Here is a 22,443-nt window from a genome sequence, read left to right as displayed (position 1 = left end):
TGAGAGTAGGGAACTGCCAGACATCAAATAAGTGAAAAGGCCATCCGAAAGGATGGCCTTTTTGCGTTTCTGCGCTGCACAAACCGTAGGCCGGGTACGGCGAAGCCGCCACCCGGCAGAGCAAACGACTAATGAATTACCTGCGATAAAAATGCTCGCGTACGTTCTGACTTCGGATGCGCAAAGAACTCATCCGGCGGTGCCTGCTCAACAATTTCGCCGCGGTCCATAAAGATCACCCTGTCAGCTACCGTTCTGGCAAAACCCATCTCATGCGTTACGCACAGCATCGTCATGCCGGATTGGGCCAGCCCAATCATGGTATCCAGTACTTCTTTCACCATTTCGGGATCCAGCGCAGATGTCGGTTCGTCAAACAGCATGATTTTGGGTTTCATGCACAGCGAACGGGCGATAGCCACGCGCTGCTGTTGCCCGCCCGAGATCTGACCTGGAAACTTATTGGCATGCTCCGCGATACGTACGCGTTCAAGGTAGTGCATCGCCAGCGCCTCCGCTTCCTGTTTCGGCATCTTTCGGACCCAAATCGGCGCAAGCGTACAGTTCTGCAGAACGGTCAGGTGTGGAAACAGATTAAAGTGCTGAAATACCATTCCCACTTCCTGCCGCACGCGTTCGATATTTCGGATATCTTCATTCAGTTCAATACCATCAACCACAATGCGCCCTTGTTGATGCTCTTCAAGATGGTTAATACAGCGAATGGTTGTGGATTTACCTGAACCGGAAGGGCCGCAAAGGACGATGCGTTCGCCCTGCTTTACCTTAAGATTGATGTCCTTCAGGACATGAAACTGTCCATACCATTTATTGACGTTTTCCAGCGTAATCATCGCGTTGGCGGTTGTCATAGTCATTTGGCTCATAATTTCCTCAGTGCGGTGTACGCCCGGTGTTAAAGCGCTTTTCCAGATGCTGGCTGTAGCGCGACATGCTAAAACAAAAGATCCAGTAGATCAGAGCGGCGAAGACATATCCCTCGGTGGACATACCCAGCCAGACAGGGTCAACGGTTGCCTGCTGCACGCTGCTAAAGAGATCGAACAATCCGATGATGATCACCAGGCTGGTATCTTTAAAGAGAGCAATGATCGTATTGACCAGCCCAGGGATAACCAGCTTGAGCGCTTGCGGAAGGATCACCAGCCCCTGCGTTTTCCAGTAACCGAGCGCCAGCGACTCCGCCGCTTCGTACTGGCCTTTAGGCAATGCCTGCAGGCCACCGCGTACAACTTCAGCGACATAGGCGGACTGGAAGAGAATCACCCCGACCAGGGCACGGATCAGCTTGTCGATCGTTGTACCTTCCGCCATAAACAGTGGCAGCATGACCGACGACATAAACAGTACGGTGATAAGCGGTACGCCGCGCCAGAACTCAATAAAGATAACGGAGAGCACGCGTACGACCGGCATTTTTGAACGGCGACCCAGGGCGAGTAAAATGCCCAACGGTAGCGCGCCAGCGATCCCTACTGAAGCGATAATCAATGTCAGCGTCAGACCACCCCACTGGCGTGTTTCAACGCGTTCCAGCCCCAGAAAACCGCCATACAGCAGCACCCAGACAATAATCGGATAAACCACCGCCCAGACGGCAATATAGCGCCCACGGTGAGGCAGCTTTTTCCAGAACATGACTGCAACAGAGAGCAGGCCGATAACCAGCGCCAGATTAATCCGCCAGCGCTGTTCGTGCGGATACAATCCATACATGAACTGACCGAAGCGCTCATGAATAAATACCCAGCAAGCGCCGGCTTTTGTGCAATCAGCTCGGGTTGAACCGACCCAGTTGGCCTGTAGAACCGCCCAGTTCAGCAGGGGAGGAATCAATTCCCACATTAGCCACAGGCAGACAATCGTCAGCAGGCTATTACTCCAGCTGGAGAAGAGATTCTTGCGTGCCCAGAGAATAAAACGTCCACCCGTCGAGCTGGCAGGGCGCGAGGAGTGCGACAGTATCGCTTTTGTCATCATAGATCCTTAGCGCTCGACCAGTGCTATACGACGGTTATAAAGGTTCATCAGCAACGAAATAGCCAGACTGATGATTAGATAGACGGACATAGTGATGGCAATGGTTTCTATGGCCTGTCCGGTCTGGTTAAGCACGGTTCCGGCGAAGAGAGACACCATATCCGGATAACCAATGGCAGCTGCCAGCGATGAGTTTTTGACAATGTTGAGATACTGGCTGGTCAGGGGCGGAATGATCACCCGTAAAGCCTGCGGAATAATAACCTGGCGAAGCGTCACGGTATTCGGCAAACCGAGTGAACGTGCCGCCTCGTGCTGCCCGTAAGGCACGGCCTGGATCCCGGAGCGGATGATTTCCGCAATAAACGCGGAGGTATAAATTGAAAGCGCCAGCGTGAGTGCTGCCAGTTCAGGAATTAACACCATACCACCCTGGAAGTTGAATCCGCGTAGGTGAGGAATATCCCAGTGCAAGGCTGCACCAAAAAGCCAGTGAGCAACTAACGGTAAGCCAACAATCAGCGCAGCGGCAACTGGCCATGTTTTACGAAGCTGTCCGGTTTTAATCTGATGCTTACGGTTATAGCGGAACAGGCCGACGGAAATCGCGAGCGCAACAATAATGGCGACGATAAAGGCGTAAATCCCTTCGGCCACCTGCGGAGAGGGAATGTATAACCCACGATTACTCAGGAAAAACAGCTCAAACGCATCGACGGCCTGGCGGGGACCGGGAAGATTACGCAGCACCGCGAAATACCAGAAGAAGATCTGCAGCAGCGGTGGGATGTTGCGAAACGTCTCAATATAGATGGTGGAAAGCTTTCGCAGCAGCCAGTTTTCAGAAAGACGCGCCAGCCCAATAAAGAAGCCCAGGATGGACGCGAAGACAATACAAAGTGCCGATACCAACAGCGTATTCAGTAAACCGACCACAAACACGCGTCCGTACGTGTCACCCTCCTGATAGTCGATAAGGTGCTGAACAATCCCAAAGCCCGCGCTGCGATCCAGAAACGCAAAACCGGAGGTGATACCGCGATTATTCAGGTTAGTGATGGTGTTATGGATGAGATACACGGCGATAAGAACAACCGCAACAATAGCAATAATCTGGAATAGCCAGGCGCGGACCGCGGGATGAGAAAAGGATAGCGATCCTTTTACGGCTGAGCGGCGATGGGACATAAAGAAACCTCAGTAACCATGACTCTGGAGTGGGCACTGCCCGAGCAGTGCCCGTTACAGCTATGACTTAACGTACTGGTGGCGCGTACTGAATACCGCCGTTATTCCAGAGATTGTTCTGGCCGCGTTTGATCTTCAGCGGGCTTTCCGATCCCACGTTACGCTCGAAGATCTCTGCGTAGTTACCCACCTGTTTGATGATGTTGTAAGCCCACTTGTTATCCAGCTTCAGATCCTTGCCAAAATCACCTTCTTTACCGAGCAGGTGCGCCATATCCGGGGTGGAAGGATTCGCCGCTTTCTCATCAACGTTTTTCGAGTTGATGCCCATCTCTTCTGCATTCAGCATGGCAAACAGCGTCCAGCGAACGATAGAGAACCAGTCTTCATCGCCACGACGCACAACCGGTCCGAGAGGTTCTTTGGAGATCACTTCAGGCAGGACAATCCATTCCGCCGGATTGCTCAGCTTAATGCGTAAGGCATACAACTGTGACTGGTCAGAGGCCAGGGTGTCGCAGCGACCGGATTCCAGCGCTTTGGCTGATTCATCCGAGCGGTCGAAAGTCACAGGGGTGTATTTCATCTTATTTGCTTTGAAATAATCCGCGACGTTCAGCTCGGTATCGGTACCCGCCTGGATACACACGGTGGCGCCATCCAGTTCTTTGGCGCTTTTCAGGCCCGCTTTATTGTGGGTCAGGAAGCCGATGCCGTCATAGTAGGTCACGCCCGTAAATGACATCCCCATACCTGCATCGCGGGAGGAGGTCCAGGTGGTATTACGCGAGAGCATGTCAACCTCGCCGGACTGCAGCGCCGTAAAGCGCTCTTTCGCCGTCAGCGGGGTGTATTTTACTTTGCTGTCATCACCAAAAACCGCTGCTGCGACGCCACGGCAGACATCCACATCAATACCGGTAAATTTGCCGTTCGCATCGGCATAAGAGAAGCCAGGCAGACCGTCGCTGATACCGCATTGAACAAAACCTTTCTTTTTAACGGCATCCAGAGTCGTTCCCGCATGGGCTTGACCGGCTATGGCAAACAACATGCCTGCAGCGGTCAGGCTGGCTATCATCGTCTTTTTCATAATGGATCCTGTGTGGCGAAATTTATTGTTATAGAAGCGTTTTTAAGCGCTTAACCTGTCTGTGGCATTGGCCAACGTTTATAAAGCAAACGTAATGCCAGTTTTGAGTTCAGCGAGATAAGAGAAAACTGAACGCTTAATGCAGAGTGTAGACAGGCTTAAATAAAATGAGCGCCCCGAAACAGTGCGAAATTACAACCTGTGCCACAAATTGGAGCAAAAGTTTTAACCGGGATGAAATAAAAAGGAGAGATAGTTTCTCAGGTGAATATTGGCAGAGTATTCAATAGTATTAATGTATGAAAATCATCAGAGATAAGAAAAAGGTGTTGATAGCGGTTGGTTGAAATGAAATATAAGAATAAATGCGGAACTTTGTTATTTATTAGAAAATGATGAACTCATTAAAAGCAAAAGCGCGGCCGGAGCCGCGCTTTCTGAACAGATGTTACTTCGTCAGGGCAACAATACCTAACGTTAAACCCGCTACTGCGGCAGCGCCGCCGGCGATGGCACCCGCTGTTTCCCAGTTGTCCTGGGTGGTGCCTTTCATACAGGTATTGGTATGAACCAGTCGGCCCTGATCATCGTAAACCGGTACACAAGGAGAGTCGTGCGCGCAACCAGCAAGCAGCGCAGCGAGAAGTGCAACGGAAATGAATCTTTTCATGATGTTACCTCAGTATTATTTCTTATTCGCTACAAAGCCAGGAGGGCTATTAACGAACTGGAGATTATTTTACCACCAGGGTAAGTTCCCGTTACACGTGGAATAATCTCAAATTATGTAGTTTGTAAAAATCATGGAGAAAAAGCATTTTCTGGATAAATTCATGGAGAAATTATGGAGTCGCAAGAGGGCGCTTTTACTTAACGCAAACTCATGAATTTTTAATATGCGATTCAATAATGACTAATCCATTGTTTATATTAAAATAAAAAAGGCACCAAACGGTGCCTTCAGGGATACGTTAATCCTTATGGTTGGTAAACCGTCTCCGGACAACCACAAAGAAAACGGGCACAAAGAAAATAGCCAGAAGCGTTGCGGAAAGCATGCCTCCCATCACACCCGTACCGACGGCGTTTTGCGCTCCGCTCCCGGCTCCGGTGCTAATTACCAGCGGCATGACGCCAAGAATGAAGGCCAGGGAGGTCATCAGGATCGGGCGAAGGCGCATTCTTGAGGCTTCCAGCGTGGCCTCAATGATACCTTTACCTTCTTTATCCATCAGGTCCTTAGCAAATTCGACGATCAGGATGGCGTTTTTCGCCGATAACCCAATCGTTGTCAGCAGGCCGACCTGGAAATAGACGTCATTGTTTAACCCGCGCAGCGACGCTGCGAAAAGAGCCCCGATGACGCCTAACGGCACAACCAGCATGACAGAGAAGGGTATGGACCAGCTTTCATACAGTGCAGCCAGGCACAGGAACACCACGATCAGTGAAATGGCGTACAGTGCAGGCGCCTGGTTACCGGAAAGGCGTTCCTGATAAGACATTCCCGTCCAGTCATAGCCGATGCCGGAAGGCAGTTTTGCCGCCAGGCTTTCCATCATCACCATGGCCTCACCGGTACTTTTCCCTGGGGCTGACTCACCGAGGATCTCCATGGACGGCATGCCGTTATAGCGTTCCAGACGAGGAGAGCCGTAAACCCAGTGAGCGCTGCTAAAGGATGAGAACGGCACCATTTCCCCATTCGCGCTGCGCACGTAGAGATTATTGATGTCCCCCGGCAACATACGGAATTTCGCATCCGCCTGGACGTAAACTTTTTTCACGCGGCCATGATCGATAAAGTCATTCACATAGGTACCACCCAATGCCGTCGATATCGTCTGGTTGACGTCAGAAATGCTAATACCCAGCGCCTGCGCTTTCTCCTGATCGACATCCAGTTTGAACTGCGGTGTATCCTCCAGGCCGTTAGGACGCACGCGAACCAGCAGGTCAGGGTGCTCTTTCACCATGCCGAGCAGCTGATTACGCGCCTGCGTCAGCTGGGTATGCCCCAGGTTTGCCTGATCGATAAGTTCAAAGTCGAAGCCCGTTGCGGTTCCCAGTTCGATAATGGCAGGCAGGTTAAACGGAAATACAAGGCCGTCTTTAATCTGGCTGAACGCTTTTGTCGCTCGGCCCACGATGGCCTCAACGCTATTTTTCTCCCCAGAACGTTCTTCCCAGGGTTTCAGGCTGACGAAGGCGATACCGGAGTTCTGGCCCTGACCGCTAAAGCTAAAGCCGTTAACGGTAAAGACGGATTCAACGTTCGCTTTCTCTTGGGTCAGATAGTAGTCCTGAACCTGGTCGAGAACCTGCTGAGTACGCGTCTGGGTCGCACCCGCCGGGAGTTGAACCATCGTCATAAATACCCCCTGATCCTCTTCAGGCAGGAAGGAGGTAGGTAAGCGCAGGAACAGCACCGCCATCCCACCGACAATAAGGACGTACACCACCAGATAGCGGCCGGTCTTACGCAAAATACCGCTTACGCTGTTGCTGTAGTGCTCCACGCTCTTATCAAAGAGCGCATTGAACCAGCCAAAGAACCCCCCTTTCTTCTCATGATGATCGCCAGAGATGGGCTTAAGCAGCGTTGCGCAGAGTGCGGGCGTCAGGATCAGCGCAACCAGCACGGAGAGCGCCATGGCGGAAACGATAGTCAGCGAGAACTGGCGATAGATGGCGCCCGTCGAGCCACCAAAAAAGGCCATCGGGACAAAGACCGCCGAGAGAACCATCGCGATCCCCACCAGCGCGCCCTGGATCTGCTCCATCGACTTCTGCGTGGCCTCTTTGGGCGGCAGCTTGTCCTCTACCATCACGCGCTCAACGTTCTCGACCACCACGATGGCGTCATCAACGAGTAGCCCTATCGCCAGTACCATCCCGAACATCGTCAGGGTGTTGATGGAGAAACCGAACGCCGCAAGAACTGCGAAGGTACCCAGCAGAACCACCGGCACCGCGATAGTCGGAATGAGCGTCGCGCGCAGGTTTTGCAGGAACAGATACATGACCAGGAAGACCAGAACGATCGCTTCAAACAGGGTCTTCACCACTTCATGAATAGAAATTTTCACAAAAGGCGTGGTGTCATAGGGATAGACGACCTTCAACCCCTGCGGGAAGAACTGTTGCAGTTGCGCCAGTTTGCTCTTGATGGCTGCCGCGGTATCCAGCGCGTTTGCCCCGGTTGCCAGCTTAATCCCCAGGCCGGTTGCGGCCTGCCCGTTGATTTTGGTCACCATATTGTAGTTTTCGCCGCCGAGCTCAATGCGAGCGACATCCTTCAGGTGAACCATCGAGCCGTCCTGGTTCACCTTGAGCGTCACGCGGCCAAACTCTTCCGGTGATTTCAGGCGAGTTTGCGCGATGATGGAGGCATTCAACTGCTGTCCAGGAACCGATGGCGTACCGCCCAGCTGACCTGCCGCTATCTGGTCGTTCTGCGTTTTCAGCTGGTTGATAATATCCAGCGGCGTCAGCTGGTATTTATTCATCGCGTTGCTGTCGAGCCAGATGCGCATCGCATACTGGGCGCCAAACAGCTGAACGTCGCCGACACCCGTCGTTCGGCTGATAGCATCTTTGACGTTCGAGGCGACATAGTCGGAGATATCATCCTGAGTGAGGTTTTTGTTGTCCGAAACAAAACCGGCGACCAGCAGGAAGCTGCTGCTGGATTTCTCAACGCCAATCCCTTGCTGCTGTACCTCTTGCGGCAGCAGCGGCATGGCGAGCTGCAGTTTGTTCTGCACCTGCACCTGGGCGATGTCCGGATCCGTTCCTGACTCAAAGGTCAATGTGATGGTGACATTACCTGCTGAATCGCTGGTGGAAGACATGTACATCAGGTTGTCGATACCGTTCATGTTCTGTTCGATAACCTGGGTCACGGTATCCTGCACCGTCTGGGCATCAGCGCCGGGGTAGGTCGCAGAAATCGCCACGGCTGGCGGAGCAATCGTCGGATACTGGGCGACGGGCAGTTTGAGAATGGCCAGCCCGCCTGCAATCATCAAAATGATGGCAAGTACCCAGGCGAAAACCGGCCTTTGAATAAAGAAATTAGCCATGTCGTCGTTCCTTAACTGGCGGGAGTCGTGGTGGTATCTGGCGTGGCGACGACGGTAGCCCCTGGTCTGACTTTTTGTAATCCGCTGACAATCACGCGGTCACCGTTTTTCAGCCCTTCCGTCACCAGCCAGCGGTCGCCAATGGCCTGAGGCGCAACGACGGTACGTGATTCAACCTGGTTTTTATCATTAACCACCAGCACGGTTGCGTCGCCTCGCGGCGTTCGGGTCACGCCCTGCTGCGGAACCAGAATGGCATCTGGCTGTGTGCCTTCATCAATTCGGGCGCGAACGAACATCCCCGGTAACAGCAGGTGTTGAGGATTCGGGAAAATGGCGCGCAGCGTGATTGAGCCGGTGCTTTCATCCACCGTAACGTCGGAGAACTGTAGGGTGCCTTTCAGCGGATAGGGCTGACCATTCTCCATCAGCAGCTCAACGCTGCTGGCCGTGTCGCCTTTTTGCAGGCTCGTCTGCTTCAGGCGCATAAATTCATTGCTCGACTGGGTCACATCGACATAAATCGGATCAAGCTGCTGGACCGTCGCCAGCGCTGCGGCCTGCCCGTTCGTCACGAGCGCCCCTTCCGTCACGCTGGATTTGCCGATGCGGCCATCGACAGGGGACGTTACTTTGGTATACGCAAGGTTGATACGTGCGCTTTCAACGCCCGCTTTTGCGGCGACAACGCTGGCATCTGCCTGCTGGGCCGTGGCCACGGCTTGGTCATACTCTTGTTTGCTGACATACTGTGTTCCCACCAGTGGGAGATAACGTTTCACCGTCAGGTGTGCAATATTGGCCGCCGCCTGCGCCTTTGCCAGCTCGCCTTTCGCGCTGTCGTAAGCCGCCTGATAGGTCGCAGGATCAATTTGATAAAGTGAGTCCCCAGCTTTTACATCGCTACCTTCCGTGAAGTTGCGACGCAGAATGATACCGCTAACCTGTGGACGAACCTCCGCAACGCGGAACGCATCTGTTCTGCCCGGGAGTTCAGTTGTGACGGCCAGCGGCGCACTTTTCACGATATGGACGCTGACCTGAGGCGCCTGTGCATGTTGTTGTTGATTTTCCTGGCCATCGCATCCAGTGAGCAGTACAGCGCAGACAATGAAACCGGCTAAGGGTAAACGTCTGAAATGATTCGTCATGACTGTTCCTTTAAATACCCATTAACCGATGTTTGCCGTAGATCGGTCGTGGGGCAGAGGGAAAAATAAAATGTAGCTGCGTATAATAATGAGGGTATTTAATGTTTTTTAATTTATAAGTGCGAATGACGAGGCCTGAGAAGAAAATCAGAATCAGTCCCGTAGAAAATACGGCTATACTTCTGCCCGCTAAATCAGGCTAATAGAGCTTAATCGGTAAATTTATTCATTTCGTGAATTTAATTCCGGGCATGTATTTAGATTGTTTATAGATAAAGTAAATTGACTTTTTTTGTGCAAAATTAAAACGGCTTTTAGTGAATACTTCCAGCCATCCGAACCTGATGTTATGTATATACCCAGTGAGTAAAGAGTAGCTGTCAATGGCGCGTAAAAAGAAAGAAGAGGCTCAACAAACCCGACAGCAGTTGATTGAGGCGGCTATCGGGCAGTTTGCGACGCGAGGCGTAGCCAGCACGACGCTGACGGATATCGCCGATGCCGCAAAGGTTACGCGTGGTGCTATCTACTGGCACTTTACCAGTAAAGCAGAGATATTTAATGCCATTTGGGAACAGCAATTACCGCTACGTGACATCATTCGCGACAGGCTTTCTCTCTCCGAAAATGATGATCCGTTGTTAATACTTCGTGAGCAATTCATTACTGCGCTTCAGTATATCGCACGCGAACCCCGTCAATGTGCGCTATTACAAATTTTGTATCATAAATGTGAATTTACTAGCGATATGATTTCAGAGGATGAAATTCGGAAACGTATTGGGTTCAATTATGATTCTTTGCGCGTTACGCTGGAAAAATGTATTTCTCGAAACATCATTTCGTCGCAGGTGAACGTTGAGCTGACCATGATCGTATTCCACGGTTTTTTTAGCGGCATCATTAAAAACTGGTTAATGAATACCGACAGTTTTAATCTTTATCAACAGGCGCCAGCCCTGGTCGACAGCATTCTGGCGACACTCCCTCTCTTGCGCGTGTCGCCTCATAATGATTACGGCTCAGCGCCTGGCAACATTTCACCCCGTGCACAAAGCGCCTCGATGGTCTGCGCGCTGGCGGGTTTACCTAACAGATAACCCTGTAAGGTATTACAGCCCAGCTCCGTCAAAAAGGCTTGCTGCGCTTCGGTTTCCACACCTTCGGCCACGACTTTCAGGTTGAGCGTTTTCGCGAGGGCCACAATCGCAGAGACAATGGTGGCATCCTCGCTTTCACCGCTTAACTCTTTCACAAACGCTCTGTCTATCTTCAGTTCACAGGCCGGTAAACGCTTGAGATACAGCAGGCTCGAATATCCGGTCCCAAAATCATCAATCGAGGCTTTCACCCCAGCATCCGTCAGCTCTGTCAGCACCCGCACGCTCTCATCTGGGTTGCTCATCGCCGTAGTTTCCGTGACTTCCAGGATCAACATTTCCGGCGGGACGTGATGACGCTCCAGGCAGTCGAGCACTGTTTTAACCAGCGAGGGTTGTTCGAACTGCAATGTCGACAGGTTTACTGCCATTGACCAGTTTCGATGCCCCTGCAGATGCCATTTTCTCAGCTGGCGACAGGCTTCATTGAGCACCCAGTTACCAATAGGGATGATAAGCCCGGTTTTTTCCGCCAGCGGCAGGAAAAGATCCGGCGTCAGTAAACCCTGCTTCGGATGCTGCCAGCGCAGCAGCGCTTCAAACCCGAGGAGAGGGCCCGCGGGCGCGTGAAACTTTGGCTGATAAAGCAGGCGCAGTTCATTACGATCGACGGCCATCCACAGATCGTTCATTAACTGAAGATGGGTCTGCGCCAGAGTGTTCATGGAGGGCTGGAAAAAGTGATAGCCGTTTCGGCCCATATACTTGGTGTGATACATCGCCGCGTCGGCGTTAAACATCAGCTCACGTTCGGTTTTGCCGTCGTGAGGGTACAGGGCGATACCAATGCTAAGCGTTACCACCAGTTCGTAGGGGTCGAGAGTGAACGGGCTATCGATCGCCCGCACCAGCGAATTTGCCAGCGAGGCCGCATCGTCCGGACCTTCTCCCTCAGCCAGCAGAACAAACTCATCGCCGCCAATGCGTGCAAGGGTAAACTGGCCCTTCAGGAGATGCAGCAGACGCTGCGTAACGGCGACCAGCAGCCTGTCACCGACATCATGGCCGTAGGCGTCATTGATGGCTTTAAAACCGTCAAGATCCATGAACATCAGGGCGAAATGGGTACCTTCACGGTCAGCTTTGCTGATGGCCTGATCGAGCCGGTCCTCCAGCAGGATACGGTTGGGCAGACGCGTCAGCGTATCGTGCAGCGCCAGCTGCGCAAGTTCCCGGTTCGCTTCTGCCAGCGACGAGGCCAGAAGGGCGGTTCGTGCCTGCAGGCGGGCATCCAGCATCGACACCAGCAGGGTGATCCCAAGAATAGAGAGAGCAACGACGCTGACCAGCACGGCCAGCCAGCTGCCGTTAATACCCTGATGGTGAACCATGGTGGACATTGGAAACTGCGCGGCCTTCATCCCGGCGTAGTGCATACCGGCGATAGCAATTCCCATCGTGATGGCAGCACCCAGGCGCATCAGCACCACCTGAGCGGCTTCATGACGCAGGCGGAAGGTCAGCCACAATGCTGCAAGCGAAGCGGCAAGCGCAATCACGACCGAAATGGCCACCCACAGCGTATCCCAAACGATCCCCGGCCTCACCTCCAGCGCCGCCATACCGGTGTAATGCATGGCAACAATGCCGATTCCCATCACCAGAGCGCCGGGGAGCAGGCGGCGCATGCGCAGCTGTTCACAGCTGACGAGCCATAGCGCAAACAGTGACGACCCCACGGCGATGACCATAGATAAAATCGTCAGGGTCGCGTTGTAGCTCATGCTCATGGAGAGATCCATCGCCAGCATGCCGATAAAGTGCATGGCCCATACGCCAATGCCCATCGCAACACCGCCTCCCGCCAGCCAGACGCGCGCTGCGACGCCCTGACTCCCGGCGACACGTGCAGCCATATTCAGCGCGGTGTAAGCAGCAAGGATGGCAACAGCAAAGGAGAGGGCTACAAGGATAGGGTTGTATTGGCTAACCAGCATGGTCGGTTCTACTCGAGTATGACGTTACGCAGGAGAGGTTGAGAAGGGCGAGACATTATCACCGTCAGGTAACGGCTCAAAGGGATTTAAATCCCCGTTTTTAGTGGGTAATACGGGGAGGTTGGTGACGGCAGGGTGTTAATCGAGTTCTGAACAGTTCACTAATTTCAGCGGATTGACGGAGTTCATATTGCGGCACTTGTCGGTTTCGGTGCTCATCAGTTCAATCCACTGCATCAGGAGGGCATCGAATAGAAAAACGGAGATTGCAAAGACGACCAGCCACCAGTATTTACGAATCATTGTGTCATTCCGCGAGAAGAGAGCCACTGAAGTGGTGGAAATATACACGAAAAGAAGCGGTTTAAAAGCGGGATAAGCAAAGGTTTACAAAGCGTTGACGGTGAAAGAAGAAGACAATAAAAAAGGCGCATCCCCATGCCAGGTAGCGCCTTTTTAAACAAGCATTTAACTGATTAGTATCAGTTCATGCCATATTTTTTCAGTTTCTTACGCAGAGTACCACGGTTGATACCCATCATCAGCGCAGCGCGGGTCTGGTTACCGCGGGTGTATTGCATCACCATGTCCAACAGTGGCTGTTCAACTTCAGCCAGTACCAGCTCATACAGGTCATTAACATCCTGACCATTCAGTTGAGCAAAATAGTTCTTCAGTGCCTGTTTAACCGAGTCACGCAGGGGCTTTTGAGTTACCTGATCCTGAGAGTTAACGGTAGAAACGGTCAGTACGTCAGAATTTACGCGTTGTTCGAACATAGTTCTGTCAGCTCTTTATTTCATTACGCAAGATTTTCGAAGTATGCCTCCAACGCCTCCAGCTGTTCGCTGGCATCCTCAATGGCGTTGAATGTGCGCCGAAACTGGTCATCTGGAGCGTGCTCCTGGAGATACCAGGAGACGTGTTTACGCGCAATTCGGTACCCTTTTGCCTGACCGTAGTGGTCATGCAGTTCCCGAACATGCGAACAAAGCAAGCGCTTTACCTCTGCCAGAGGCAGTGGGGCAAGCAGCTCCCCAGTGTCCAGATAATGCTGGATTTCCCGGAAGATCCAGGGTCTTCCCTGAGCTGCACGTCCTATCATCAGAGCATCAGCTCCCGTATAGTCGAGTACAGCCCTGGCTTTAAGCGGGTCAGTTATGTCGCCATTCGCGATAATCGGAATGGAAACCTTCTGCTTAACTGCCCGAATGCTGTCGTATTCAGCTTCACCATTGAACAAACAGGCGCGAGTGCGTCCGTGGATGGTCAGGGCCTGAATACCACAATCTTCGGCCAGTTGGGCAATCTCTACACAGTTACGGTGTTCCGGCGACCAACCCGTGCGAATCTTCAACGTAACAGGAACGTCCACTGCGCTGACAACCGCCGTCAGGATAGCTTTCACCTGGTCGGGGTATTGCAGAAGGGCTGAACCTGCAAGCTTGCGATTCACCTTTTTGGCCGGGCAACCCATATTGATATCAATAATCTGGGCACCACTTTCCACGTTAATACGCGCGGCATCTGCCATCTCTTCAGGCACGCTTCCGGCAATTTGCACGGTGCGAATACCTGGTTCATCAATGTGCACCATCCGAAGGCGGGATTTATCGCTTTCCCAAACCTGCGGGTTAGACGACATCATCTCGGATACGGTTAAACCGGCTCCCATCTCATAGCACAGCGTCCTGAACGGCCGGTCGGTAATACCTGCCATTGGGGCTGCGATCAGGCGATTTCTAAGCTGGTGGTGTCCGATGCGCATGAGTTAAGAAATGACCATACTGTGACTGCAAGGCGGCGTATATTACGCATTTTTTGCACGAGATGAAAGGCCAAACTTTGAACAATCCACTGTTGTAGATCAAGGAATCGCCACGCAATCTTTTCGTTTAAAATTATTCATTATTGAAATCATTGGGTTATGCGCTGATGGCTATTTTATGTGCGCTTACAATTTCCCGTAACTTCTCATCATTTCTGAATAAATGCGACAGATGAGCGGGATAATCTGCTGTTTTTAACAGCAGATTTCCCCACTTCTTTGCGATCTGCGTCGCATTTTAGAACATGATCTCAGGGCAAAAAATAGACGTTATTCGAGGATAACACGACCATGGAGGGACTGTACCGGCCGGTTATTATCGTGATGCATTGTGTGGGTGAATTTCTCGAGCTGCCCGGCGGAGACCGTCAGAGGATGCTTAAGCACGATCCAGGTGACGCCTTCTGAACACGGTGGCGTTGTCAGCGAGCCGCTAAAGCGCCAGTACGTTTTATCTTCCGGCAGCAGCTTATTCAGGTTGAGCTCCTGCTTGATGGAGACGTTCAGCTCAGCCTGCTGAGGCATAACGTCCCACAGTTTATCAAGCTCACGGTTCTCTGCCCCTTTGTCGAACATGACCGCGACCACCGCCAGTTCCCCCTTCGCATTTTTATGCACAAGGTGCATTTCCATCGCGTAATGCTTGCCGTGCACGGTGTTTTCGCTCGGCGCGTGGAAGTGGAACTGCTGTAATGTCCAGGTTTGCTTATCCAGCGTGATAGTGTCGCGAGTGTCGGCCTCCTCGCTTGCCTGAATGGTATGGCCATTGTTTGTCAGCGTCACAGGGCCGTCAACGTAGTGCGTTTGCAGCGGGGAGAGATGGGCGTTAGCGGTTGAATCAATATCAATGGGAGACTGGTTCATTCCACTGTTACAGGTCTTGTACGCTTCATCCAGTTCACCCCAGTGCTCCGGTGAACTTTCTCCTTTGTAGCTCCAGTGTGATGCGCATGCTGAAGCCGAGATCATGCTCAGCGCTAACAGCGCTGCCTTGCTATAAACGTGTTTCATAATATTCTTCCCGTGAATTTTTATTATCCAAATCAAAATTTATCAATATGATTTGTGTGGTTATTTTACCGGAGGCAGGCCAGGGGCGGGAGGAATATTGAGGAGAAAAGGCGTGGTCAGAGGACCACGCCAAATGCTTATTTCTTACGACCGGTAATGCGGCACCACTCTTCTTTCTCGACGACCGGGTCGAGCGCAAAGAGATCGGCGTAGGCTTCGCAAACGCTCTCCGCCTGGCTTGCCAGAATGCCGGAAAGTCCCAGCAGGCCACCCTCAACCGGCAGCACGCTGATTAATGGCGCCAGTTCACGCAGTGGGCCCGCGAGAATGTTTGCGACCACCACATCGGCTTTCATGGCTTCTGGCTGCGCTTCCGGCAGGTAGAGCTCCAGACGATCGGAGACGCCGTTACGCTCGGCATTATCGCGGCTGGCCTGAATGGCCTGCGGATCGATATCGATCCCGATGGCTTTCGCCGCGCCCAGTTTCAGGGCGGCAATCGCGAGGATCCCGGAACCGCAGCCGAAGTCGATCACCGTCTTACCTTCAAGATCCAGACCATCCAGCCACTGCAGACACAGAGACGTGGTTGGATGGGTGCCGGTGCCAAACGCCAGGCCTGGGTCAAGCATCACGTTCACCGCGTTTTCATCGGGAACCTCGCGCCAGCTTGGGCAGATCCACAGACGTTTGCCGAACTGCATCGGATGGAAGTTGTCCATCCACTCGCGTTCCCAGTCTTTGTCTTCCAGCTGTTCGATTTTATGCGCGAAGCCTGCACCCAGCAGCGGATGGTTTCCCAGAATCGCCACCACCTCTTTCATGTCGGTTTCGGCATCGAACAGGCCGATCACGTCGGTATCACCCCACAGGCGCGTTTCGCCCGGCAGCGGTTCAAAGACCGGCGTGTCGTGCGTGTCCTGAAAGGTGATGGAGACAGAGCCGGCTTCCATCAGCGCATCGCTTAGCTCTTCGGCGTTCGCGCCGGTTGTGTTCAGTTTTAGTTGGATCCACGGCATGGCAAAACTCTTTATTTATCAGTAGAAATCATAGCGGGTTGTGGGGCGGGCTGACCGAAACGGTTCCCCACCACAAACGCCAGTAAACTTAGCAGTAACGAAGGCACAATCGGATGGAAGCCCAGATACTGAATCTTAAATGTCGCAAGGATGGCATACAGCACACCGCCAACAATCATCGCGCTCAGCGCGCCTGCAGCGTTCGCGCGTTCCCAGTAAAGACCTAATACCAGCGGCCACAGGAAAACGGCTTCAAGCCCACCAAACGCAAGCAGGTTCAGCCAGATGATCATCTCCGGCGGACGCCATGCAGCTAACATCAGCAAAGCTCCTAACACCAGCGTAATGACGGCAGACATCCGCTTCAGGCGACGTTCATTTTCAACCTGCTCAGGGCGCAGGTTCAGATAGAGATCTTTAATGATCGTAGCGGAACTTTGCAGTAACTGGGCGTTAATGGTCGACATAATGGCGGCCATTGGCGCTGCGAGGAAAATGCCGGCGGCGAAGGGCGGCAGCACTTTAACCATCAGCGTCGGGATCACCAGATCCGGCACGGTAAGGTCGGGAATCACCGCGCGCCCTAATGCACCTGCCAGGTGCATACCAAACATCAGGACCGCGACTACAATCGTCCCGATGATGATGCCCTTGTGAACGGCTTTACTGTCTTTATAGGAGATACAGCGCACGGCGGTATGCGGCAGACCAATCACCCCGAAGCAGACTAACACCCAGAACGAGGTCATAAAGGTCGGCGAGAGGATATCATCCGCGCCCTGCGGTGAAATCAGTTTCGGGTCAATCGCTTCCAGGGTTTCCACCGCATGAGTGAGTCCACCCGCGGCATGAACAATCCCCACCAGCAGAACAATCGTGCCGATGAGCATGACCATTCCCTGCAGCGTATCGTTCAGCACGCTGGCGCGGAACCCGCCAAACGCGGTATAGAGCGCGATGCTTACCCCGAAGATAAGCAGGCCTGTCTCGTAAGGGATCCCGGCCGCCGTTTCCAGCAGGCGTGCCCCGCCGATAAACTGTACGGTCATCGCGCCAATAAAGGCGACCAGCAGGCTTAAGCTCGCCAGCCACACCAGTAAGCGGCTCTGGTAACGGGCAAACAGCATGTCGTTGAGCGTGACGGCATTATAGCGGCGCGCCAGAATGGCAAATTTCTTACCAAGAATACCGAGGGAGAGCCAGACGGCAGGCAGCTGGATCATCGCCAGCAGTACCCAGCCTAACCCGTACTTGTAGGCCGCACCGGGGCCGCCAATAAACGAGCTGGCGCTGATATAGGTCGCGGTCAGCGTCATTGCCAGCACAACGCCGCCCATCGAACGGCTGCCGAGGAAATACTCGTTCAGAAAAGCACCGGTCGTTCTTTTGCGCATGGCGTAAATGGATAAACCAAACACGACCAGCAGGTATGCGACAAGCGGCAGAATGACTTCAAGCTGCATCATCGTCCTCCAGCGGAATATCGCGATAGATGAATTTCACCATTGCCCAGCACAGCAGGATAAACACCAGCGGTACCAGCAGGCAGGCCATTTCGAACCAGTGCGGCAGGCCGGTGATGCCAATAGCGGAGTCAGGTAAGTAAGCAGTTACTAACCATGCAGCAAGATAGAGAAGGGTCAGCCACAGCGCCCAGCGCGCTTCTTTATGGGCCTGAACAAAACGTTTGTCCATTTTTTGTCCCTTGTGGATGCAGAAAGCGGGGATTGTACATGATGGGGCTTTGCGATCCCCAGAAATAAAAAAGGCCGGATAATCCGGCCTTTTAGCAACACAGCTCTCTTACTTCTCGTTCAGGCCGAGTTTTTTCTCCAGGTAGTGGATATTCGTTCCACCATTCTGGAAGTGCTCGTCGCTCATGATACGCATCTGCAGATCAACGTTGGTTTTAATACCGTCGATGATCAGCTCCTGCAGGGCGTTCTTCATGCGGGCAATGGCCACGTCACGGTTTTCGCCGTAGCAGATGAGCTTGCCGATCATTGAGTCATAGTACGGCGGTACGGTGTAGCCGGCGTAGATATGAGACTCCCAGCGCACGCCAAAACCACCCGGCGCGTGGAAACGCGTGATTTTACCCGGGCTTGGCAGGAACGTGTTCGGGTCTTCGGCGTTGATACGGCACTCTACCGCATGGCCTTTCACCACAACTTCTTCCTGCTTGATGGACAGAGGCTGACCGGCTGCGATACGCAGCTGCTCTTTGATCAGGTCAACGCCGGTGATCATTTCGGTAACCGGGTGTTCAACCTGAATACGGGTGTTCATCTCAATGAAGTAGAACTCGCCGTTTTCGAACAGGAACTCAAAGGTACCCGCCCCGCGATAGCCGATATCAACGCACGCTTTGGCGCAACGCTCGCCGATGTAGCGACGCAGTTCCGGGGTAATGCCCGGCGCTGGCGCTTCTTCGACCACTTTCTGGTGACGACGCTGCATGGAGCAGTCACGTTCTGCCAGATAGATCGCGTTACCCTGACCGTCAGCCAGCACCTGAATTTCGATGTGGCGTGGGTTTTCCAGGTATTTTTCCATGTACACCATGTCATTGCTGAAAGCCGCTTTCGCTTCCGCTTTGGTCATGGAGATGGACTGCGCCAGTTCAGCATCGCTGCGCACAACGCGCATACCGCGACCGCCGCCGCCGCCGGACGCCTTGATGATAACCGGGTAGCCAATGCGTTTAGCATGAGCACGGTTAGCATCCATGTCGTCGGTCAGAGGGCCGTCAGAGCCTGGCACGGTTGGAACACCGGCTTTTTTCATTGCGGTGATTGCAGACACTTTGTCGCCCATCAGGCGAATGGTGTCGGCTTTCGGACCGATGAAGATAAAGCCTGAGCGTTCAACCTGCTCAGCAAAGTTGGCGTTCTCAGAGAGGAAGCCGTAACCCGGATGAATTGCCACCGCGCCGGTGATTTCAGCGGCGCTGATGATAGCCGGGATGTTCAGATAGCTTTTTACGGACGGAGCCGGGCCAATACAGACCGTCTCATCCGCCAGCAATACGTGTTTTAAATCGCGATCCGCGCTTGAGTGCACGGCCACGGTCTTGATGCCCAGTTCTTTACAGGCACGAAGAATACGCAGTGCAATCTCGCCACGGTTGGCGATAACAATTTTATCCAGCATGTTCGCCTCGTTACTCGATGACGACCAGCGGCTCGTCAAATTCAACCGGCTGACCACTTTCGACCAGAATCGCTTTCACAGTACCTGACTTGTCAGCTTCGATCTGGTTCATCATTTTCATCGCTTCAACGATGCACAGGGTATCGCCTACGTTGACTTTCTGACCCACTTCGATGAACGCCTTCGCGTCCGGGCTCGGGGTGCGGTAGAAAGTACCAACCATTGGGGAACGTACGATGTGACCACTGATTTCTGCTGCAGCGGCAGGTGCGGCTTCAGCTGCTGCTGGCGCAACGGCTGCGGAAAGCGCAGGCTGCTGCACTGGCGCAGCGTAAGCTTGCTGCATTACCGGGAAGCTAGCGGCTGGGGCTGCACGGCTGATGCGTACAGACTCTTCGCCTTCAGAAATTTCCAGTTCGGAGATGCCTGATTCTTCAACCAGCTCGATCAGTTTTTTAATCTTACGAATATCCATGAGTGGGTTCCGTACTCTTGTTTAGTGTGATTGTGACAAGCGTTTTACCGCTGTCTGTAAAGCGTATGAATAGCCGTCTGCGCCCAGTCCGCAGATAACGCCAGCAGCGATATCCGACAGATACGAATGGTGGCGGAACGGCTCTCGGGCGTGCACGTTACTCAGGTGGATCTCGATAAACGGGATACTCACCGCGAGCAGTGCGTCGCGGATAGCAACACTGGTGTGCGTAAACGCGGCCGGATTGATCAGGATATAGTCCACAGTGTCTTTAGCCTGATGAATACGGTCGATGATTGCGTACTCCGCGTTTGACTGAAAATGATCCAAATCCACATTCAGCGAGGCTGCTTCCGTGCTCAGACGGTTAACAATTTCGCTCAATGTCAGCGTGCCGTACTTCTCTGGCTCACGGGTGCCGAGCATGTTCAGGTTCGGTCCGTTTAAAACTAAGATGTGGAACTTATCAGTCATTATGCCGCTATCTCCTGCGATTTTCGGGTAAAAAACAAAATATACCGTCGAAGCGCAAATGTCACCTTTTCAGAGGCCTAAAACCGCTGTCAGGCGAACCAAGGTCGCACATTATAACGATTTCGTAGCATTTGGCAGCTAAATACTGGTCTTATCAGGGAAGATTATCAACCGCAATCCAAAAAAGATTTGCGGTTGAGAGGTAATCTGCGGGAAAACGCACAGTTTCGCGAACTATCGCAACCACTGGCGGAACTTCTTGTAACGCCATGCTAAAAGCGCCACGGCTGCCAGCGCGTAAAGGACCGGCTGCGGAGAGAGGATCTTCACCGACCACAGATAATGAATGGGGGCGAGGATCGCGACAAGATAGACGAAGTTGTGCAGCAACTGCCAGCGACGGCCCAGCTTTCGCTGCGCATACTGCGTGGATGTCAGCGCTAATGCCAGCAGGATCAGCCAGCTAACAATGCCCAGCATCAGGTAAGGGCGTGTTACCAGCTCGCGGCCAAGCAGTGTCAGATTGTTAATTCCCAGTTCCAGCAGGGCGTAACTGGTGAGGTGCAGGGTCGCCCAGGCAAAACACCATAGCCCCAAAAGCCGACGGGTGCGTATCAATAATGGCTGTTTAGCGTAGCGCGCCAGCGGCGAGACGAGCAAGGTGGCCAGCAAAAATTTCAGAGCCATCCGACCGGTAAAATGCTGGATATCCTTTGCCGGATCGGCGCTAAAGAGGCCCTGGCTGGCCGCCCAGAACAGCCAGATAAAAGGAAGTATCCCGGCTAAATGCAGCAGCACTTTCAGCCAGGTAATCTGCTTTGCCGTTAAACGCACTCAGAAGTTCTCCCGTAAATTGAGGCCACGGTAAAGGGACGCCACTTCATCCGCATACCCGTTAAACAGCAGCGTGGGCTGGCGCTTCACGTCCAGCGCGCTGCCGGAGCCAATAAAGCGTTCCGTCGCCTGCGACCAGCGGGGATGATCCACATGCGGGTTCACGTTGGCGAAGAAGCCGTATTCACCCGGCGCCGCCAGGTTCCATGTCGTCGGCGGACGTTCGCGGGTCAGCTTAATGCTGACGATCGATTTAATCCCTTTGAAACCGTATTTCCACGGCACGGTTAAACGGATGGGGGCACCGTTCTGCGGCGGAAGCGCCTTGCCGTAAACGCCGACGGTCAGGAGGGTAAGGGGATGCATGGCTTCGTCAAGACGTAACCCTTCAACGTACGGATACTCCAGCCCGCCGCCGATGAACCGGTCTTTCTGGCCCGGCATCTCGTCCGGGGCGTAGCGCGTCTGGAAGGCGACGTATTTTGCGTTGCTGGTGGGTTCAACCATCGCCAGCAGCTTATGCAGCGGGAAGCCTACCCAGGGCACCACCATCGACCAGGCCTCTACGCAGCGCATGCGATAGATACGCTCCTCAAGCGGGAAGCGGGTGGTCAGATCGTGATGGTCCAGCGTCAGAGGTTTTGCCACTTCACCGTCGATTTTCAGCGTCCACGGATCGGTTTTCATGCTGCCGGCATTGGCGGCAGGATCGGCTTTATCCAGACCAAATTCGTAGAAGTTGTTGTAGCCGGTGACTTTATCTTCCGGCGTGAGCGCCAGCGTGTTTTGCCATTCGGCGGGTTTGGTAAAGGTAAGCGGGGCACCGGAAGGCGCCTTAGGGCGATCGTTGCCTTTAAACCAGTCGAGCAGGTCGGCGTGTGCCGCTGGAGAGAGCGTCAGTGCCGTGGCGCTGATGCCAAGCATTTTCAGGATCTGGCGGCGCTGTAACATAAAGACAGACTCAGACGTTACGTCGGCTTCCGTCAGTTTTCGGTTTTTCATGGCATCCTCCGTCATGCGTTTTTCTAAGCATG

The 22,443-nt window shown here is 53.2% G+C and carries 21 protein-coding genes and 1 rRNA gene (1 of these 22 running past the window's edge); 2 read left to right on the top strand and 20 right to left on the bottom strand.

What is annotated here, in order from left to right:
- Positions 1-22 (top strand): 5S ribosomal RNA (gene rrf, locus IM295_RS14725); it begins 90 nt to the left of the window's first position.
- 106 nt (positions 23-128) lie between these two features.
- On the opposite strand, the gene IM295_RS14720 is transcribed toward rrf, so the two are convergent.
- The 7 genes from IM295_RS14720 to IM295_RS14690 all read right to left on the bottom strand — a co-directional run bounded on the left by IM295_RS14720 (position 129) and on the right by IM295_RS14690 (position 9,518).
- Entirely contained in the window at positions 129-887 is a 759-nt protein-coding gene (locus tag IM295_RS14720; RefSeq protein WP_041907797.1) for an amino acid ABC transporter ATP-binding protein, read from the bottom strand.
- Between the two features lie 7 nt (positions 888-894).
- Positions 895-1,998: an amino acid ABC transporter permease gene (locus IM295_RS14715; RefSeq protein WP_193066871.1), complete on the bottom strand. Its 1,104-nt coding sequence runs from the start codon at positions 1,996-1,998 to the stop codon at positions 895-897.
- A gap of 9 nt (positions 1,999-2,007) precedes the next feature.
- On the bottom strand, positions 2,008-3,189 hold the full coding sequence (locus IM295_RS14710) for an amino acid ABC transporter permease (RefSeq protein ID WP_048959000.1): 1,182 nt from the start codon (positions 3,187-3,189) through the stop codon (positions 2,008-2,010).
- Between the two features lie 67 nt (positions 3,190-3,256).
- Positions 3,257-4,282 carry an amino acid ABC transporter substrate-binding protein gene (locus IM295_RS14705; RefSeq protein ID WP_028014619.1) on the bottom strand — a complete coding sequence of 342 codons (1,026 nt, stop codon included), beginning with the start codon at positions 4,280-4,282 and terminating at the stop codon, positions 3,257-3,259.
- Positions 4,283-4,730: 448 nt separating this feature from the next.
- A complete protein-coding gene (locus tag IM295_RS14700) occupies positions 4,731-4,952 on the bottom strand; it encodes a lipoprotein (RefSeq protein WP_008502867.1) in 222 nt (73 codons plus the stop codon).
- 301 nt (positions 4,953-5,253) lie between these two features.
- Positions 5,254-8,367 carry an efflux RND transporter permease subunit gene (locus IM295_RS14695; protein WP_193066870.1) on the bottom strand — a complete coding sequence of 1,038 codons (3,114 nt, stop codon included), beginning with the start codon at positions 8,365-8,367 and terminating at the stop codon, positions 5,254-5,256.
- Positions 8,368-8,378: 11 nt separating this feature from the next.
- Complete coding sequence (locus IM295_RS14690) at positions 8,379-9,518, bottom strand: efflux RND transporter periplasmic adaptor subunit (protein WP_028014617.1); 1,140 nt, start codon at positions 9,516-9,518, stop codon at positions 8,379-8,381.
- 383 nt (positions 9,519-9,901) lie between these two features.
- Here IM295_RS14690 and envR point away from each other — a divergent pair, with 383 nt between their 5' ends.
- Positions 9,902-10,618 (top strand): acrEF/envCD operon transcriptional regulator, encoded by a 717-nt coding sequence (gene envR, locus IM295_RS14685; RefSeq protein WP_028014616.1) that lies wholly within the window; start codon positions 9,902-9,904, stop codon positions 10,616-10,618.
- Here envR and IM295_RS14680 read toward each other — a convergent pair.
- The 13 genes from IM295_RS14680 to msrP all read right to left on the bottom strand — a co-directional run bounded on the left by IM295_RS14680 (position 10,534) and on the right by msrP (position 22,411).
- A complete protein-coding gene (locus tag IM295_RS14680; protein ID WP_193066869.1) occupies positions 10,534-12,615 on the bottom strand; it encodes a bifunctional diguanylate cyclase/phosphodiesterase in 2,082 nt (693 codons plus the stop codon). The genes envR and IM295_RS14680 overlap by 85 nt on opposite strands.
- 138 nt (positions 12,616-12,753) lie before the next feature.
- Positions 12,754-12,918 carry a DUF2556 family protein gene (locus IM295_RS14675; protein WP_014885446.1) on the bottom strand — a complete coding sequence of 55 codons (165 nt, stop codon included), beginning with the start codon at positions 12,916-12,918 and terminating at the stop codon, positions 12,754-12,756.
- A 179-nt stretch (positions 12,919-13,097) separates the two neighbouring features.
- Positions 13,098-13,394, bottom strand: a complete 297-nt coding sequence (fis, locus tag IM295_RS14670) for a DNA-binding transcriptional regulator Fis (RefSeq protein WP_000462905.1) — start codon at positions 13,392-13,394, stop codon at positions 13,098-13,100.
- 23 nt (positions 13,395-13,417) lie between these two features.
- Positions 13,418-14,383, bottom strand: coding sequence for a tRNA dihydrouridine synthase DusB (gene dusB / locus IM295_RS14665; RefSeq protein ID WP_008502861.1), 966 nt, complete (start codon positions 14,381-14,383; stop codon positions 13,418-13,420).
- Positions 14,384-14,713: 330 nt separating this feature from the next.
- A complete protein-coding gene (locus tag IM295_RS14660) occupies positions 14,714-15,454 on the bottom strand; it encodes a carbonic anhydrase (RefSeq protein ID WP_028014614.1) in 741 nt (246 codons plus the stop codon).
- A gap of 137 nt (positions 15,455-15,591) precedes the next feature.
- Complete coding sequence (gene prmA / locus IM295_RS14655; RefSeq protein ID WP_193066868.1) at positions 15,592-16,473, bottom strand: 50S ribosomal protein L11 methyltransferase; 882 nt, start codon at positions 16,471-16,473, stop codon at positions 15,592-15,594.
- Positions 16,474-16,484: 11 nt separating this feature from the next.
- On the bottom strand, positions 16,485-17,936 hold the full coding sequence (gene panF / locus IM295_RS14650; RefSeq protein ID WP_028014612.1) for a sodium/pantothenate symporter: 1,452 nt from the start codon (positions 17,934-17,936) through the stop codon (positions 16,485-16,487).
- Positions 17,926-18,168, bottom strand: a complete 243-nt coding sequence (locus IM295_RS14645) for a YhdT family protein (RefSeq protein ID WP_006178860.1) — start codon at positions 18,166-18,168, stop codon at positions 17,926-17,928. The genes panF and IM295_RS14645 overlap by 11 nt, the downstream gene beginning before the upstream one ends.
- Positions 18,169-18,276: 108 nt before the next feature.
- The gene (gene accC, locus IM295_RS14640) at positions 18,277-19,626 is read right to left on the bottom strand and encodes an acetyl-CoA carboxylase biotin carboxylase subunit (protein ID WP_003860388.1); all 1,350 of its coding nucleotides are present in this window, start codon (positions 19,624-19,626) and stop codon (positions 18,277-18,279) included.
- 10 nt (positions 19,627-19,636) lie between these two features.
- Entirely contained in the window at positions 19,637-20,101 is a 465-nt protein-coding gene (gene accB, locus IM295_RS14635) for an acetyl-CoA carboxylase biotin carboxyl carrier protein (RefSeq protein ID WP_008502856.1), read from the bottom strand.
- Positions 20,102-20,122: 21 nt separating this feature from the next.
- On the bottom strand, positions 20,123-20,575 hold the full coding sequence (gene aroQ, locus IM295_RS14630) for a type II 3-dehydroquinate dehydratase (protein ID WP_028014610.1): 453 nt from the start codon (positions 20,573-20,575) through the stop codon (positions 20,123-20,125).
- 234 nt (positions 20,576-20,809) lie between these two features.
- Positions 20,810-21,409: a protein-methionine-sulfoxide reductase heme-binding subunit MsrQ gene (msrQ, locus tag IM295_RS14625; RefSeq protein WP_028014609.1), complete on the bottom strand. Its 600-nt coding sequence runs from the start codon at positions 21,407-21,409 to the stop codon at positions 20,810-20,812.
- Positions 21,410-22,411, bottom strand: a complete 1,002-nt coding sequence (gene msrP / locus IM295_RS14620; protein WP_193066867.1) for a protein-methionine-sulfoxide reductase catalytic subunit MsrP — start codon at positions 22,409-22,411, stop codon at positions 21,410-21,412.
- Positions 22,412-22,443 lie beyond the last annotated feature (32 nt).

Origin of the sequence: Enterobacter cloacae complex sp. P14RS, assembly GCF_014895895.1 — a bacterium.
Classification (GTDB): Bacteria; Pseudomonadota; Gammaproteobacteria; order Enterobacterales; family Enterobacteriaceae; genus Enterobacter; species Enterobacter bugandensis.
The sequence above is the reverse complement of the archived record's forward strand: the minus strand, read 5'-3'. Positions and strand labels throughout refer to the sequence as shown.

Excerpts from the sequence above, each read along its gene's own strand:
- IM295_RS14720 (WP_041907797.1), bottom strand. The coding sequence starts at position 887 with ATGAGCCAAATGACTATGACAACCGCCAACGCGATGATTACGCTGGAA.
- IM295_RS14715 (WP_193066871.1), bottom strand. The coding sequence starts at position 1,998 with ATGACAAAAGCGATACTGTCGCACTCCTCGCGCCCTGCCAGCTCGACG.
- IM295_RS14710 (WP_048959000.1), bottom strand. The coding sequence starts at position 3,189 with ATGTCCCATCGCCGCTCAGCCGTAAAAGGATCGCTATCCTTTTCTCAT.
- IM295_RS14705 (WP_028014619.1), bottom strand. The coding sequence starts at position 4,282 with ATGAAAAAGACGATGATAGCCAGCCTGACCGCTGCAGGCATGTTGTTT.
- IM295_RS14700 (WP_008502867.1), bottom strand. The coding sequence starts at position 4,952 with ATGAAAAGATTCATTTCCGTTGCACTTCTCGCTGCGCTGCTTGCTGGT.
- IM295_RS14695 (WP_193066870.1), bottom strand. The coding sequence starts at position 8,367 with ATGGCTAATTTCTTTATTCAAAGGCCGGTTTTCGCCTGGGTACTTGCC.
- IM295_RS14690 (WP_028014617.1), bottom strand. The coding sequence starts at position 9,518 with ATGACGAATCATTTCAGACGTTTACCCTTAGCCGGTTTCATTGTCTGC.
- envR (WP_028014616.1), top strand. The coding sequence starts at position 9,902 with ATGGCGCGTAAAAAGAAAGAAGAGGCTCAACAAACCCGACAGCAGTTG.
- IM295_RS14680 (WP_193066869.1), bottom strand. The coding sequence starts at position 12,615 with ATGCTGGTTAGCCAATACAACCCTATCCTTGTAGCCCTCTCCTTTGCT.
- IM295_RS14675 (WP_014885446.1), bottom strand. The coding sequence starts at position 12,918 with ATGATTCGTAAATACTGGTGGCTGGTCGTCTTTGCAATCTCCGTTTTT.
- fis (WP_000462905.1), bottom strand. The coding sequence starts at position 13,394 with ATGTTCGAACAACGCGTAAATTCTGACGTACTGACCGTTTCTACCGTT.
- dusB (WP_008502861.1), bottom strand. The coding sequence starts at position 14,383 with ATGCGCATCGGACACCACCAGCTTAGAAATCGCCTGATCGCAGCCCCA.
- IM295_RS14660 (WP_028014614.1), bottom strand. The coding sequence starts at position 15,454 with ATGAAACACGTTTATAGCAAGGCAGCGCTGTTAGCGCTGAGCATGATC.
- prmA (WP_193066868.1), bottom strand. The coding sequence starts at position 16,473 with ATGCCGTGGATCCAACTAAAACTGAACACAACCGGCGCGAACGCCGAA.
- panF (WP_028014612.1), bottom strand. The coding sequence starts at position 17,936 with ATGCAGCTTGAAGTCATTCTGCCGCTTGTCGCATACCTGCTGGTCGTG.
- IM295_RS14645 (WP_006178860.1), bottom strand. The coding sequence starts at position 18,168 with ATGGACAAACGTTTTGTTCAGGCCCATAAAGAAGCGCGCTGGGCGCTG.
- accC (WP_003860388.1), bottom strand. The coding sequence starts at position 19,626 with ATGCTGGATAAAATTGTTATCGCCAACCGTGGCGAGATTGCACTGCGT.
- accB (WP_008502856.1), bottom strand. The coding sequence starts at position 20,101 with ATGGATATTCGTAAGATTAAAAAACTGATCGAGCTGGTTGAAGAATCA.
- aroQ (WP_028014610.1), bottom strand. The coding sequence starts at position 20,575 with ATGACTGATAAGTTCCACATCTTAGTTTTAAACGGACCGAACCTGAAC.
- msrP (WP_193066867.1), bottom strand. The coding sequence starts at position 22,411 with ATGAAAAACCGAAAACTGACGGAAGCCGACGTAACGTCTGAGTCTGTC.